Origin of the sequence: Spirulina major PCC 6313 (assembly GCF_001890765.1) — a bacterium.
GTDB classification, from domain to species: Bacteria; Cyanobacteriota; Cyanobacteriia; order Cyanobacteriales; family Spirulinaceae; genus Spirulina; species Spirulina major.
On record NZ_KV878783.1, the window covers coordinates 1296527 to 1311431 of the forward strand.

Consider the following 14905-nt stretch of genomic DNA (forward strand, 5'->3'; position numbering starts at 1 on the left):
GGCGATCGCAGACCCTCAAAAATGGCAAAATACAAAAACTCAATCACCCCTATCCTGTCACTCCAAATCACGATGATCAACGAATGGCTCCGTTTTCGCGTAAAACCGGAACTCCGTGACCAATTTATCCGCACCGATCGAGAGGTGTGGGACAGTGCGATCGCCGCCTATCCCGGCTACCTCGGCAAAGAAGTGTGGCTCGGAGAGCCGCCCGATGAAGTGGTGGTGGTGGTGCATTGGCAAAGTGAAGCATTGTGGAAATCGGTGCCTAAAGACGTTGTCGATGCCACTGAAGCGAAATTTTCCGACCAATTCGGCGCAGATAACTACGAACTCCTCGAATTCCACGGCTACACGGTGCGCAGCCTCCCCCATAACCGCTAGGTCTGCGCCATAGCCAAACCCCGATCCGCCAAGAACTGAAGTTCTTGGCTCAGAGCGAAAGTGGACTAATGCCCACTGTGGAACCCGTGTGAACCGGTTTTCGCTGTGAGGCGGGGATTTCAATCCCCGACGGGGAGGAATCGCTACTGGGGTTATGGATCAGCCGTAACCCACGGATTTAAAGCGTGCCGTGACACTAGGGCGATGGGGGCGGGGTTATTTCGCCTCCATCCAGTTTGCGCCAGCGTGGATGTCTACATTGAGGGGAACATCTAGGGTTAACGCGGCGGCCATGACGGAGCGGATTAGGGGTTCAAGGCTGTCCCATTCGTCGGGGGGAACTTCGAGGACGAGTTCATCATGGACTTGGAGGAGGAGGTTGGCGCGGTAGGGTTCGAGGGCGCGATGGAGGTTGACCATGGCGATTTTGATGATGTCGGCGCTGGAGCCTTGGATCGGGGCGTTGGCGGCGGCGCGGAGCAGTTGAGAATCACCCAGGGACAGGCGTTTGAGGGACTCTAGATCGATCGCATCGGGATCACTGCCCCGGAGGGCGGTGACGGAGCGATCGCCAAAATTAAAATAGCGTCGCCGTTTGAGGAGGGTTTCCACATAACCGAGGGCGATCGCTTGGCGTTTTTGGCGTTCTAAATAGGCGAACACCTGGGCATAGCGATCGCGATAACGGTCGATAAACTCGCGCCCCTCCGTCGCACTCACCCCTGCTTCGCGCGCAAACCGCTGCGCCCCCATGCCATAAATCACCCCAAAATTAATCGTTTTCCCCAACCGCCGCTGATCGGGGGTCACCTCGTCTGTGTCAAACAGGAGCCGCGCCGTCACCGCATGGACATCATCGCCGCGTTGGTAAGCATCGAGGAGGATCGGTTCTTGGCTGAGGTGGGCGAGGATGCGCAGTTCGATTTGGGAATAGTCCGCCGCGACGAGGAGCCAGCCCTGACGGGGAAGGAAGGCTTGGCGAATTTGGCGGGAAAATTCGCTGCGGATCGGGATGTTTTGCAGGTTGGGGTTAGAGGAAGAGAGCCGCCCGGTACTGGTAACGGCTTGGTTAAAATCCGTATGGATGCGATCGCTGTCCGGGTTCACCAACAGGGGCAACGCATCCACATAGGTAGACTTCAACTTTGACAAGGTGCGATAGTTCAAAATGCAATCAATCACCGGATGATCCCCCTGTAATTTTTCCAAGGTGGCGTGATCCGTGGAATACCCGGTTTTTGTTTTTCGACTTTTACGGGTACTTAACCCCAAGGTTTCAAATAATAGTTGGCTCAGTTGTTTGGGCGATCCTAAGTTAAACTCTTCTCCCGCATCCTCGTAGGCTTGGGTTTCAATGGCGGCGAGTTGGTGGGCTAACTGGTCGGAGAGGGTTTTTAAATAGTCTTGATTGATACGAATTCCCAGGGATTCCATATCAGCCAAAACCCGCTCTAGGGGTAATTCCACCTGATCAAACAGCCTTTCTAGTTCCGGAAGGTGCTGTAATTCCGCTCGCAACGGTTCCACCAGTTGATAGGTGGCGTAGGCATCTAAACCGCAATACATCGCGATTGTTTCGATGGGTTGATCGGCAATGGTTTGACCTTTGGGAATATTGAGATCGCTGTAATGTTGGGCTTCAATATCGCCTAAATAGCGGTGGGAAAGGGCTGTTAAATTATGTTCACCATCGGGGCGCAGCACATAACTGGCAAGCATGGGATCAAACACAACGCCGTTTAATTCCAGGCCATGATGTTTCAAAACAAGGCGGTCAAATTTGGCGTTTTGGAAGACTTTCGGATAGTCGGCACTGGTGAGGATGGGGGCGAGGTGCGATCGCACCCTATCCCAGCTTAATTGTTCGCCCTGGGTATGGCCGATGGGAATATAGGCGACTTGATCCGGGTCGGTTCCCCAACAACAGCCTAGGCCGACGAGGTGGGCGGTGTGGGTGTCGAGGCCGGTGGTTTCGGTGTCCCAGGCGACGGGGTGGGCGGGGTCGGTGCAGGTTTGGAGTGTGGTGATTAGGGCGGCGAGTTTGGTGTCGCTGTTGATGATCTGGGGGGTAATGGCGGCGGGTTGAACGGCTTGGGCGGCTTGGGTTTCGGCGTAGGTAAAAAAGGCGATGTCGTCCGCTTCGACCGTGGGGCTGGGGTCAGTGCTGCCGAATTGCTGCTGCCATTGGTCGAACTGTCGAGCGAGTTGGTTGAGTTCGAGGCGTTGGAGTTCGGGGAGAATCCTGTCGCGATCGAGGCTGGGGAGGGTGAGGTCGGGGAGGGTGACGCTGAGGGGTACAGCTTGATTGATGGTGGCCAGTTGTTGGGAGAGGAGGGCGTTGGCGCGATCGCGCTCTAGTCGTCCCTGCACCGCCCCGGTGATCTCGTCGAGATGGTCATACACCGCCGTGAGGGTGTCGTACTGAGCGAGCAACTTCTGGGCGGTTTTTTCCCCCACGCCCAACACCCCCGGAATATCATCGGATTTATCGCCACAGAGGGCTTTGTAGTCGATCACCTGATCGGGACGTACCCCGAATTTTTCGCGCACGAGGGCTTCGTTGTATTCCGTGGCTCCGGCGATGCTGCTTTTTGTGAATCGATGTTCAAAATAAAGGATGCTGATTGCGGCGTGATCATCCACGAGTTGGAACAGATCGCGATCGCCACTGAGAATTTTCACCCCCACCCCGGCGGCTTTGCCCTGCCGCGCTAGGGTTCCCAAAATATCATCCGCTTCGTAGCCGGCTTGGGTGAGCACCGGAATCTGCATCAGGGCGAGGAGGGCTTGGAGATTTTCAAGATCGGGGAGGAAGTCGTCTGGGGGGGGCTTGCGGCTGCCTTTGTACTGGTCGTAGAGTTCGTGGCGGAAGGTGGGTTCTCTGCGGTCGAAGGCGATCGCTAAATAGTCCGGTTGATGGGCCTGCATTGTCTGCAAGAGGGCTTTGAGGAACCCAAAACAGACGTTGGTGGGAATGCCGCTCGCCGTGCGGAGGCCGCCGCTACTACTTTTTGCAAAGGCGTAGTAGGAGCGAAAGGCGAGGGAATGGCCATCAATGAGCAGGAGCGTGGAAGAGGTCAAGGCACGATTTGGATCAAGAACACCCCATTTATCCTAAGCGATCGCGCTGCCTTCTCTGGTTAGAATCCGCTGCGGGATTTCCGATTAGCCGTCTACCTGCTCAATCCAGTTGCGGCACTTGTGCCACACTTCAAGCTCAGATTTCCATTTTTCCATCTCAATGCGGAGGCGAGTGGGGTCCCCTACATAGGTATCGAGGATGCACTTGCGTTTCTCGATTTTGGTCTCAAGGGTTGAGGTTTCTTGAGCGATCGCATGTTGAATCTCGGCAAGTTTCATGGCAGGGAGGGCTGTACTGGGTAGGGTAATTGTTACAAATTTGTTAAATTAAATCACAGAATAGCATCAAAACTTGGTCTAAAGTGCAAGGCTCTTTGAGATCGTCCCAGAGCGTATCATTGACTTCAAGCTAGCCCCCATTGCCCCCAGTCACTCGGTTCCAAATTCCTCGATTTTCACCGGTTGATCACCGTTTATCATCCATTCAACGACTATCCTACTCGCTGACTATCATCACTATGTTTTTCATCCGACGTTGTGCGATCGCCCTCTCTTGTGGAGTGCTCATCCAAGGCATAGCTGATCCGGCCCGCGCCCAGCTAGAGCGTGAGCCGTCCCGACCTGTTGCCCAAATCCCCGCCCAGAATTCGGGGTTATCCGTGGTCGAGTACAAAGTCGTTCAGGAGTTAAACCGGGCCCGCTCCAATCCTCAACGGTATGCCCAATGGCTCACCACCCTCCGCACCTACTACAGCGACAATCAACTCCTCTTTCCCGGTGAAGACCCCATCACCCTCGCCGAAGGGGTGGAAGCTCTCGATGAAGCGATCGCCGTCCTCCAAACCTTTCGCCCCGCCCTTCCCCTCGATGTGTCCCCCGGCTTGAGCAATGCCTCAGCCACCGCCCTCAGCGCAGCCATGACCGGCACAATCCTCGCCAACAACGCCACCACCTTCACCCAAAGCATCGGCGGCACGCCCAGCCCGCTCCTCCTTGTGGCTCGTTTACTCATTGATGATGGTCAAGGCAATCGCCCCCGCCGCCAAGCCCTCTTCGACCCTGCCTATCGGATCGTCGGCGTAGCCTGTGAGGCCGAAAGCGGCTCAACGGCCCAAACCTGCGTGATTACCTATGCCGGATCAGCGAGCGATCGCATTCCCACCCAAATCACCGCACTCCCTCCCGTTACGCCCCAAGTTCCTGAAACCCCTGAAATTCCTGAAGTTCCTGTAACGCCCCAAGTTCCCGAAACCCCTGAAGTTCCTGAAGTTCCTGTAACGCCCGAAACCCCTGAAACCCCTGAAATTCCTGAAACGCCCCAAGTTCCTGAAACCCCTGAAACGCCCGAAATTCCTGAAACGCCCGAAATTCCTGAAACCCCTGAAGTTCCCAGCACCACAGCCCTACCAACCCCCGAAGATCCCAACGGTAGCGACATTGCTGCCCAACCCAGTACCACCACCAACCCAAACCCCCCCCCCGAAACCCGCAACCCTGAAATTGCCAGCCTGATCAATCCCGATCCTCAAAGTATCTCTCAGGGTTTTCTCTTGCTCCGTCAAGGCACTCTCGAAAACAACGATCGGCAGTACGAAGATGGGAGCTTTTATGATGAACATTTATTTGAAGGGCAAGCGGGACAATCGATCACGATTCAACTCCGGAGCAATGAGTTTGATACCTTTCTCGCTGTCTTTAATGAAAGTGGTTTAGAAATTCTGGCCCAAAACGATGATGCGAATGGTGAAAGTAATTCCAGCGTTACCATTACCCTCCCCTATAACGGCATCTATCGCATTTTTGTGAATGGGTACGGCAATGACGATCTTGGTCAATATACGATCACGATTCGCTAGAGGCGTGACACACCTTCATCGGTAGGTTACGGCTGATCCATAACCCCAGCAGCGATTCCTCCCCGTCGGGGATTGAAATCCCCGCCTCACAGCGAAAACCCGTTCACACGGGTTCCAGAGTGGGCATCAGCCCACTTTCGCTCTGAGCCAAGAACTTCAGTGCTTGGCGGATCGGGGTGGGGTTTGGGGTAAGGATAATGCGTGAACAAGCTGTAAAGCCTGATTGTAGCTGTGCCATGGCACTAGGGGGTGCGATCGCTCATCTTGCCGCCTTCTGTTGATCGGGGGGTGAACGGGATGCGATCGCGGGTTTGCCATGGCGATCGCATCCCAATTCCTCATGATCAACCGGGACAAGATCCGGCCCCGCGATCGTCCTAACGCCCCAACACTTGGCCCAACGCCGTCAGCACCGTTTCCACATTGTCAGGGCGGCTATTCGTGCCCATCAAGCCAATGCGCCACACCTGGCCGCTCAGTTCCCCTAGGCCGTTGCCAATTTCGAGGTTGTATTCATCCAAGAGGCGGCGCGTCACCGCCTTCGCATCCACCCCATCGGGAACCCGCACCGTGGTTAGGGTCGGGAGGCGATAGGCCCGCTCCACATGACAGCGCAGGCCCAACGCCTCTAAACCATCCCATAACTGTTCGGCATTGCGTTGATGGCGGGCCCACACCTGCTCTAGCCCTTCTTCGGACAGGAGACGGAGAGCCTCACGAATCGCATAGGTCATGTTGACCGGGGCCGTGTGGTGATAGACCCGACCATTGCCCCAATAGTTACGGAGCATGGACATATCTAAATACCAGTTGGCGACTTTAGTGCTGCGATTGTCGAGTTTTGCGAGGGCGCGGGGGCCCATGGTGAAGGGGGAAATTCCGGGGGGGCAGCTTAACCCTTTTTGGCTACAACTGTAGGCGAGATCTACATTCCATTCATCGAGGAAGAGGGGCACAGCCCCAAGGCTAGTGACAGTATCCACGAGCAAGAGGCAGTCAAATTCGCGACAGAGAGAACCAATCCCTTCGAGGGGTTGCCGCGCTCCGGTGGAGGTTTCAGCATGGACGAGGGCGAGGACTTGGGGGCGGCATTCTTCGAGGGCGGTGCGGAGTTCAGCGAGGCTAAACACATCCCCCCAGGATTTATGAAGGGTGCGCACGTCGGCCCGGTAGCGCCCCGCCATATCCACGAGACGATGCCCGAAGTACCCCGATACTCCAACGAGGACGCGATCGCCCGGCTCCACCACATTCGCTAAGGTGGCTTCCATTGCCGCCGACCCCGTGCCGCTGATCGGAAGGGTCATCGGGTTGGTGGTTTGCCAGGTGTAGCGCAGCAGGCTTTGCACCTCGTCCATCAGTTGGAGATAGGCAGGGTCGAGGTGGCCAATGGGTTGGCGGTTCAAGGCCGCAAGTACCGCTGGGTCTGCGTTGGAGGGGCCAGGGCCTAAGAGGAGGCGGGTGGGGACGTTGAGGGGGGCGAGGTGGAGGTGATCCTGTTGATTGACCGTGGGGGCCGTCAGGGGTTGGGGGGAAGCCATGGATTTTTGTTAAATTTGTTACCGTTCATTTCTTATTATCGGAGTCATTGCTCCCTTTTGTCTTTGAATTTTAGTTAACGTTTGGGGCGGGGATGGAGGGGCGATCGCACCGATTGATGATCGCTCAACCCTATACAGGAATTTGGTTCTAGGGTATAGTGGTCTCTGCTTAATTGACCGAATCGGCTCGCATAAATGTCGGAATTTTGCTATAATTGAATAGAAAATCAACACATCAACGCTTCCGTCTCCCTTGCCCAACCTCTACACCCTAATTAACCTATGGCTGCTGACACCAATCCCGCTCAATCCACGCTAGCCGACATCCGCGCCACCCGCCTCGAAAAGATCGATCAACTCCAAGCCGAAGGGATGAACCCCTACGCCTACCGGTGGGAATCCACCCACCACGCCGCTGAGTTGCAGGCCAAATACGCCGACCTGGCCCCGGAAGCGGAAGTGGAAGATCCTGTGGCGATCGCAGGTCGGATTATGGCGCGACGGGTCTTCGGAAAATTGGCATTTTTCACCCTCCAAGACGAGAGCGGCACGATTCAGCTTTACTTTGACAAAAAGCGCGTCACCGCCCACATGGAAGACCGCCCCAACGCCTTCAACCTCCTCAAAAAACTCACCGACGTAGGCGACATCATCGGTGTGACCGGCACGATCCGCCGTACCCAAAAAGGCGAACTCTCCGTCAACGTCAGCACCTACACGATGCTGACCAAATCCCTGCTGCCCCTCCCCGACAAATGGCACGGCCTCACCGACACGGAAAAACGCTACCGCCAACGCTACGTTGACCTCATCGTTAACCCGAACGTGCGCGAAACCTTCCGCCGCCGCGCCAAAATCACCGCCGCCATCCGTCGCTACCTCGACGACCACGACTTCATCGAAATCGAAACCCCCGTCCTGCAAAGTGAAGCCGGCGGCGCAGAAGCTCGCCCCTTCATCACCTACCACAACACCTTGCAGATGGATTTGTATCTGCGCATTGCCACGGAACTGCACCTCAAGCGGTTGATCGTGGGCGGCTTTGAAAAGGTGTTTGAATTGGGGCGGATTTTCCGGAATGAAGGGGTTTCGACCCGCCACAATCCGGAATTCACCTCCATTGAAATCTACCAAGCCTATGCCGACTATCACGACATGATGGCCCTCACGGAAGCCCTCGTCACCACCGCCGCTCAGGAGGTGCTCGGTACGCTCAAACTCCAATACCAAGGCACAGCGGTTGATCTCACCCCGCCCTGGCGACGGGTGACGATGCACGATGCAGTACGGGAGGCGACGGGGGTTGATTTGACGGCGTTTAGTGATGTGGGTGAGGCGATCGCAGCCGCCCAAGCCGTGGGCATTCATGTGCCGGACGATTGCGCCAGCATCGGGAATCTCCTCAATGCCGCCTTCGAGCAAAAAGTAGAAGCCACCCTCATTCAACCCACCTTTATCATTGACTATCCCCTGGAAATTTCGCCCCTGACGAAACCCCACCGGGAAAAAGCGGGCCTCGTGGAGCGGTTTGAATTGTTCATTGTCGGACGGGAAACGGCCAATAGCTTTTCGGAACTCACTGATCCTATCGACCAACGGCAACGTCTCGAAGCCCAGGCTGCGAAAAAGGCGGCGGGGGATGTGGAGGCCCATGGCGTGGATGAGGATTTTCTCGCGGCGTTGGAATATGGGATGCCGCCGACGGGGGGATTAGGAATTGGGATTGATCGCCTGGTGATGGTGCTGACCGATGCGCCAAGTATCCGGGATGTGATTGCGTTTCCGCTGTTGAAAAACACCAGCGCGGCGATCGCTTCAGCGGACTACGACGCGGAAAAAAAAATCCTCAAAGTGACCTTTAACCAAGGCAGCGTTTACCACTACAACGATGTGCCGCCCGACCTCTATCACGCGCTCAAACAAGCGCCGTCCCTCGGTCAATTTTTTAATGCACATATCCGCGAACAGTATGGATGCGATCGCATTGTTTAACACTGCCTCAATCACCCCATCCCGTGGGAGGGGGTGATTGAAAACTAATAGGACAGACTGATGGCTTGATGGAGTGAGACACGATCGCTCAATTGTTTGAGGATAAAATCTGCCACATCGGGCCGGGAAATTTTGAGGGCGGACGTGCGATCCGTGCCGGGGAAGCCGTAGCGATAATGGCCGGTGCGATCGCCCTCCACAAAGGCCCCCGGTCGGACAATCGTCCAATCCAACCCGCTGGCTCGCACATCCTGCTCCTGCCGCTCATGATCCGCAAAAACATAGCGCAAGATTAGCCCAAACATGATGCGTTTCCAGAAAAAGTTGAGGCTGCCCCAACTCTCCCCAGCACCGAGGGTAGTTTGACAGATCAGTCGCCGCACCCCCGTCCGCTGCATCGCTTCGATAATGTGGCGGGTTCCCTGCGATCGCACCGTGCCGGTGAGTTGTTGTCCTGATCCGAGGGTGCAGATGACGACATCTTGACCCTGCACCGCTTGCTCGACGGTGGCGCGATCGAACACGTCACCGGGAAACAGGTGCAAATGGGGGTGCTGAAGACCGAGGCCGGACGGGTTGCGGGCAAAGGCAGTGACGTGATGGCCTTGCGCCAAGGCTTGGGTCACCACATGGCGACCAACTGTACCCGTTGCGCCAAAAATCAAAAGTTTCATAAGATGTGCTCGTAAACAACATCCTTAGCTTAGGCAGGACAAGGGTTTGAGACTATCTGTTTCTTGCGGAGCTTGTACAATCGTGCGGTGAGTTGTGCCTGTTGACCCAGTGGGGCGATCGCACCCTTGACTATGATGGGAAAAAATTCCCGTCAAGAGTCCCGTGCACAATTTGGTTCTCTCCGATGCCGCATCCCAGTCTTGCCAGCAACATCTAGCCGCCCTGCGGGTCGAGTTGCTCCACAATCCTCCGGGTGAAGGCGATTTTCAGTCCACCGAGCACACCCTGTTTTTATCCTTAGCCTCGCGGCCCTTGTCGTATCTGCAAGTGCAGGATGGCAAGCGTTATCAGGGGGTATATCGTCCAGGGGATATGCTGATCACGCCTGCGCAAACGCCGCTGTTTGTGCGCTGGGAGGGGGAGGAACATTGTCTCAAAATTCAATTGGGGGCTGAGTTTTTGCAACGGGTGGCCCAAGACATTGTGAAAACGGCGGGCGATCGCCTCCAACTTCGTCCCGATTTTCAGGTGCGCAATGGGCAACTGGAAGCGATCGCCCGCCTCCTCCTCACGGAAACGCAACAGCCCGGCCTTGGCAACCCTCTCTATCAGGATTCCCTCACCAACGCCCTCGCCGTCAACCTCCTTCGCCACCACGCCACCACCACGCCCCACCTCCCCACCTACGACGGCGGCTTACCCCCTCCACATCTGCGCAAAATTCTGGACTATATCGAAGCTCATCTCGACCAAGAAATCCGACTCGAAGCCCTGGCCCAACTGCTGGGAATGAGTCAGTTTCACTTTAGCCGTCTCTTTAAACAGTCCATCGGCCTATCCCCCCACCGCTATCTGATTCAACAACGCATCGAACGGGCCAAACACCTGCTCAAACAGACCGATCAAGCCATTGTAGACATTGCCCTCAGTTGTGGATTCAACAGCCATAGCCATCTGAGCAAACAGTTTCGCCAAGTCACCGGAATCACCCCCAAGGCCTATCGAACAGGTTAACGCCAGGATCAACCTTGCCGCTGGTTCACCTATGACTGAAGCCATTGCTCTCACCCTAAATCTCTCTCCCAGAGCGGGGGAGGGACTTGAGTATTATCCGGATTCAGTCTGAGGCGATCGCTTCCCCTACTGGGGCGACTCGTCGAGTGCGATTTCGTCTAATGCTTCGGCGGGTTCTGAGAGGGGGCGGTGCTCCGCCATGATTTTCGAGAGTTCGTCTACTTCAAAATAATGGTGAAACTTGTCAGTGATTTCGAGGAGGTAGGAACGGCCTTCGGCTTGGCGGCGTTTGCGAACAAAGCCGAGTTCAACAAGTTCTTGCACCTGTTGGTAGGCGCTGCTGCCCCGGAGTTCGATCAGGTCGGTTTGGATGATCGGGGATTTGAGGGCGACGACGGCGAGGGTACGCAGAGCGCCGATGCCGAGTTCAGCGGGAACGAGGTGCTGAATCAGGGTTTCAAAGGTGGGGCGGAGTTGGAGGCTATACCCGGAGGGGGTTTCGACGATTTCTAGAGCACTGTCGCGGTGGGCGTAGTCGTCCATCAGTTCGAGGAGGGCATCGCTGGCGGTTTTGCGCCCACATCCGGCATAGTCTGCGATCGCCCCTAGGGTCATCGGTTGTCCTTTAAGGTAGAGAATCGCTTCGATACAGGTGGCGAGACGGGGGGCGGAATCGGTCATAGACAACTTAAACACACAGAATTGATCAACACATCAATCTAACTGATGGCCGGTGAGTTTGACAAAGATATCTTCAAGGTTGGAGGCGCGGCACATCATCCCGGTTTTGTCGGGGATGGTGTCGAGGTGGTCGCTGGCGGCTTGGAGGGTGGGGAAAAATTCCGATTCGAGGCGATCGCCCACCTGCCGCACAATTAACCCAGAGCCGTGCTTCGCCTTAAATTCCTCCAACGTTCCCAACTCAATCAACCGCCCTCCGTCCATAATGCCGATGCGATCGCACAAAAATTCCACCTCATCCATGTAGTGGGTGGTGAGCAACATCGTCATCCCTTGGCGGTTGAGGTCGCGGATAATTTCCCACAACCGGCGGCGATTTTGGGGGTCGAGGCCCACCGTGGGTTCATCCAAAAAGAGAATATCCGGTTCATGCATCAGGGCGCGGGCAATTTGGAGGCGGCGTTTCATCCCCCCGGAGAGGGTTTTAACGCGGTCATCTTTGCGATCGCTCAACTCCACATACCCCAACCACTGCTCAATCCGGCGCTGTCGTTCCCCCTTCGGAATATGATGCAACCGCCCATGAAACTCCAAATTTTCCCACACCGATAAATCAATATCAACACTCATCTGCTGCAACACCACCCCAATCGACCGCTTCACCAGCGCCGGATTATGGGTCACATCATGGCCCGCCACTTCAATCCGGCCGCTACTGGGTTCCGTCAAGGTAATCAACATCCGAATCGTGGTAGATTTCCCCGCCCCATTGGGCCCCAACAGCCCGAACATCTCCCCCGGCGAAATTTCAAACGAGAGATCCTGCACCACAGGAACGTTGTTGTAGAGTTTGCAGACGCGATCGAGAGTAACAGCAGACACGATAATTCAACCAGTAAAGGAGTGAGCAAACGTCCCGACAGCGCAGGACATTTCGTAGGGTAGCACCATTGCGAGACCAAGGGAGAAGAGTAACTTCATTGTGGCGATCGCAACCCGGTTTTTGTAGGGTGCGTTAGTAGGCGAGAAATTGGGTTGAAAATAGATTAACCTTACTTCCTGCGTAACGCACCAATCTTCAAAATCCTAAGTTTACTTGCACCTTTTGTACAAGTAGGATAGGATTGGCATGAAATTTATCCAATTCCAACAAGAAAGTTCAAAATGAGTTTGTTTGATAAATTAAGTGCTTTGGTAAGCGATGATAGTGCAGATGCAGGTGCTATAGATATTATTGCGCCACTTTCTGGTGAGATTGTAAACATTGAAGATGTCCCTGATGTTGTTTTTGCTGAGAAAATTATTGGTGATGGAATAGCTATCAAACCAGTAGGAAACAAAATGGTTGCACCTATAGATGGGACAATTAGAAAGATATTTCCGAGTAATGAGGCTTTTTCGATTGAATCAGACAATGGTGTTGAACTGCTTGTTCAGTTTGGTATAGACACAGTGAAGCTGAGAGGAGAAGGTTTTAAACGTATTGCGAAAGAAGGACAGGCGGTTAAAGTTGGTGATACTATCATAGAATTAGATTTAGATCTTTTGAAAATGAAGGCAAGATCAACATTAACTCCAGTTGTTATTTCCAATATGAATGAAATCAAAGATCTGAACAAACGTTCTGGTAGTGTTGTTGCGGGTGAAACTCCAATTTTGCGCGTAATAAAATAGTAGAGGTAAGGTGCGTTATCAAGCAAAAAAGCCGATTAAAAGAGTTAAATCCGACTTTCTGCGTAACGCACTAATCCCCAAAATCTAGTTTTTGTAGGGTGCGTTAGCAGGCGAGAAATTGGGTTGAAAATAGATTAACCTTACTTCCTGCGTAACGCACCAATCCCCAAAATTCAGCCATTGATGTGGTGCGTTACGGCGGATTTTAGATTATTTTCTTTGATGTAAATTTTAGCCGCCTAACACACCTTACAGGATTCACTAATTCGATCGCTTTACCCATTGCGGCGTTGATCTAAACTGTTGCCTAAGCCTTGGATGATGCCGCGTCCCACTAATCCCAGACCTTTCCCGATCACTTGGGTTAACAGATAGACCACCCCTTGGCCGAGCCAGGCGATGAGCGATCGCACCCTGGGCGCGATCGCATCTCGCGTTTCGAGGGCGATCGTCACCCACCAGCGGAGGCCTTGGAGTTGCTGGAGTTCCTCCTGTCGCGCTCCGTAGATGGATTGGTGGCGAATTGTGTTGCCGTCGAGATAGAAGAGGCGATAGCGACTTTCAAAAATGGCGCGGGGTTCGTGCCAATAGGCATCAAGACGGAACCGCCAGGATAATTCATTGCGGAAGCGGGTCAGGGCGCGGGTGGAAAAATAGCGGCGATCGTAGAGTTGATATTTCACCGCTTCCACGTCGGCATATTGATTGAGCACCAACTGGATCACGCCATTGGCTAACTGTAAGACGAGATGATCGAGCAGAATGGCCGATCGCGCTGCGGCTTCCGGTGATTCGCCGCGATAGTCGATCTGCTCGACGGGGATCGGGGTGTGATGGATCAGATGGGCGAGGAGGGCGGCGGCGTGGGGGCTTTGGGTGAGGGGGGCGGCGATGTTGGGAAATTCAGCCCAGACGAGATCGACGAGGGCAGTGTTTTGGCGTTGGCCGGGATAGTAGCGGCGCAACCATTCGAGGGTGATTTGTTGCCAGAGGTCGCGGAGAAGGTCGGGGGTTTGGCGGCGGATTGCGTCGGGGTCGAGTTGGAGGTGTTGGGCTTCGTCGCACCAGCGGGTCAGGGTTTGACTGATCAGATAGAGTAATTCTGAACAGCGATCGCGCCGCAAAATATCAATTTCCATCACCACGCCGCTTTTATTGACCAACCCCGCTCGGCTGGCACTGAGGAGGGGCGTAAACCGGGTTGCGATCGCGGTCAGTTCGGCAGCGGCTTCTACCAATTCTCCGGCGACATGTTCCGGTTCGGCAACCGCCGGAACCCGTTCCACCTCATCGGTGGGGGTCAAAATCACCTCCACCGGCAGCAGTTGATGCAGACACCACCGCGCCGCCCGTAGTTCGCGCTGTTGCCCTTGGAGGATCAAGCGATCGAGGGGAGCAAGGGGGGCTTGGTCGATGCGATCGCTCAACAGCGTTAGGGCTGTATTAATTTGGCTCAACCCGGAGCGGCGCAGGTTATACAGCCAAGTTGGGGGGCGGTTGGGGAAATGGGGAGACGGGATTAACCGAGTCGGGCGGTCTTTGGGCCAAACGATTTCTCCCGCTGCCACTTGCTCCAGGATCGAGCGGATCACCGCAGGGGAACTGCCCTTGGGACAATAGCCCTCAATGCCCAGATTTTTCAGGGTTTGGCGTTGGGCAGGATCGGAGCAGGGGGTGAGGAGAATGAGTAACTGTTCTGGATGGTGGATCTGCCATTGTTCGAGGCGACCCCAATCGCCACCGCAGTCGATTAGAGTAACGGGGGTGGCGGCAGCGGGTAAGGCAGCGATCGCCTCCGGTTCCGGCTCTGCATCCCACCCCCCCGCCACCACGATATACACCCACGACAGGGGACTTAAAACCGCAACTAACCCCAGACAGAAGACCGGATCAGGGTCGATAATGTGGAGCGCAATAGTGCGATCATCTGGGGAAGCATTGGGGGTGGGTTTCGCATTACTCACAGTCGCAGCAGCACATCCAAAGGCGCAACATTAACACAATATT

General features: G+C 55.0%; 12 protein-coding genes. 5 read left to right on the plus strand and 7 right to left on the minus strand.

Features of this window, described 5'->3' with window-relative positions:
- The first annotated feature begins 21 nt into the window (after window positions 1-21).
- A complete protein-coding gene (locus SPI6313_RS05545; protein ID WP_084668905.1) occupies window positions 22-384 on the plus strand; it encodes a TIGR03792 family protein in 363 nt (120 codons plus the stop codon).
- Between the two features lie 216 nt (window positions 385-600).
- On the opposite strand, the gene polA is transcribed toward SPI6313_RS05545, so the two are convergent.
- Both polA and SPI6313_RS05555 read right to left on the minus strand, forming a co-directional pair.
- Complete coding sequence (polA, locus tag SPI6313_RS05550; protein ID WP_072620103.1) at window positions 601-3465, minus strand: DNA polymerase I; 2865 nt, start codon at window positions 3463-3465, stop codon at window positions 601-603.
- An 84-nt stretch (window positions 3466-3549) separates the two neighbouring features.
- Window positions 3550-3744 (minus strand): hypothetical protein, encoded by a 195-nt coding sequence (locus SPI6313_RS05555; RefSeq protein WP_072620104.1) that lies wholly within the window; start codon window positions 3742-3744, stop codon window positions 3550-3552.
- A gap of 239 nt (window positions 3745-3983) precedes the next feature.
- Between SPI6313_RS05555 and SPI6313_RS23905 the strand changes: the two genes are divergently transcribed.
- Complete coding sequence (locus SPI6313_RS23905) at window positions 3984-5321, plus strand: PPC domain-containing protein (RefSeq protein ID WP_217650509.1); 1338 nt, start codon at window positions 3984-3986, stop codon at window positions 5319-5321.
- A 377-nt stretch (window positions 5322-5698) separates the two neighbouring features.
- Here SPI6313_RS23905 and SPI6313_RS05565 read toward each other — a convergent pair whose 3' ends face one another.
- Complete coding sequence (locus tag SPI6313_RS05565) at window positions 5699-6862, minus strand: pyridoxal-phosphate-dependent aminotransferase family protein (RefSeq protein WP_072620105.1); 1164 nt, start codon at window positions 6860-6862, stop codon at window positions 5699-5701.
- A 282-nt stretch (window positions 6863-7144) separates the two neighbouring features.
- Between SPI6313_RS05565 and lysS the strand changes: the two genes are divergently transcribed.
- Entirely contained in the window at window positions 7145-8854 is a 1710-nt protein-coding gene (gene lysS, locus SPI6313_RS05570) for a lysine--tRNA ligase (protein WP_072620106.1), read from the plus strand.
- A 44-nt stretch (window positions 8855-8898) separates the two neighbouring features.
- Here lysS and SPI6313_RS05575 read toward each other — a convergent pair whose 3' ends face one another.
- A complete protein-coding gene (locus tag SPI6313_RS05575; RefSeq protein ID WP_072620107.1) occupies window positions 8899-9528 on the minus strand; it encodes an NAD(P)-dependent oxidoreductase in 630 nt (209 codons plus the stop codon).
- Window positions 9529-9700: 172 nt separating this feature from the next.
- Here SPI6313_RS05575 and SPI6313_RS05580 point away from each other — a divergent pair, with 172 nt between their 5' ends.
- A complete protein-coding gene (locus SPI6313_RS05580) occupies window positions 9701-10543 on the plus strand; it encodes a helix-turn-helix domain-containing protein (protein ID WP_139276744.1) in 843 nt (280 codons plus the stop codon).
- A gap of 126 nt (window positions 10544-10669) precedes the next feature.
- On the opposite strand, the gene scpB is transcribed toward SPI6313_RS05580, so the two are convergent.
- Both scpB and SPI6313_RS05590 read right to left on the minus strand, forming a co-directional pair.
- Entirely contained in the window at window positions 10670-11224 is a 555-nt protein-coding gene (scpB, locus tag SPI6313_RS05585; RefSeq protein WP_072620108.1) for an SMC-Scp complex subunit ScpB, read from the minus strand.
- 33 nt (window positions 11225-11257) lie between these two features.
- On the minus strand, window positions 11258-12109 hold the full coding sequence (locus SPI6313_RS05590) for an ABC transporter ATP-binding protein (protein WP_217650740.1): 852 nt from the start codon (window positions 12107-12109) through the stop codon (window positions 11258-11260).
- Window positions 12110-12388: 279 nt separating this feature from the next.
- On the opposite strand from SPI6313_RS05590, the gene crr reads away from it, so the two are divergent.
- Window positions 12389-12898 carry a PTS glucose transporter subunit IIA gene (gene crr, locus SPI6313_RS05595; RefSeq protein ID WP_072620110.1) on the plus strand — a complete coding sequence of 170 codons (510 nt, stop codon included), beginning with the start codon at window positions 12389-12391 and terminating at the stop codon, window positions 12896-12898.
- A gap of 275 nt (window positions 12899-13173) precedes the next feature.
- Here the strand turns inward: crr and SPI6313_RS05600 are convergent, their stop codons facing one another.
- Entirely contained in the window at window positions 13174-14862 is a 1689-nt protein-coding gene (locus SPI6313_RS05600; protein ID WP_072620111.1) for a DUF3685 domain-containing protein, read from the minus strand.
- Window positions 14863-14905: the final 43 nt, after the last annotated feature.

What these genes read in the sequence shown, in the direction of transcription:
- SPI6313_RS23905 (WP_217650509.1), top strand. Translation starts at nt 3,984, where the DNA reads ATGTTTTTCATCCGACGTTGTGCGATCGCCCTCTCTTGTGGAGTGCTC.
- lysS (WP_072620106.1), top strand. Translation starts at nt 7,145, where the DNA reads ATGGCTGCTGACACCAATCCCGCTCAATCCACGCTAGCCGACATCCGC.
- SPI6313_RS05565 (WP_072620105.1), bottom strand. Translation starts at nt 6,862, where the DNA reads ATGGCTTCCCCCCAACCCCTGACGGCCCCCACGGTCAATCAACAGGAT.
- crr (WP_072620110.1), top strand. Translation starts at nt 12,389, where the DNA reads ATGAGTTTGTTTGATAAATTAAGTGCTTTGGTAAGCGATGATAGTGCA.
- SPI6313_RS05575 (WP_072620107.1), bottom strand. Translation starts at nt 9,528, where the DNA reads ATGAAACTTTTGATTTTTGGCGCAACGGGTACAGTTGGTCGCCATGTG.
- scpB (WP_072620108.1), bottom strand. Translation starts at nt 11,224, where the DNA reads ATGACCGATTCCGCCCCCCGTCTCGCCACCTGTATCGAAGCGATTCTC.
- SPI6313_RS05555 (WP_072620104.1), bottom strand. Translation starts at nt 3,744, where the DNA reads ATGAAACTTGCCGAGATTCAACATGCGATCGCTCAAGAAACCTCAACC.
- SPI6313_RS05545 (WP_084668905.1), top strand. Translation starts at nt 22, where the DNA reads ATGGCAAAATACAAAAACTCAATCACCCCTATCCTGTCACTCCAAATC.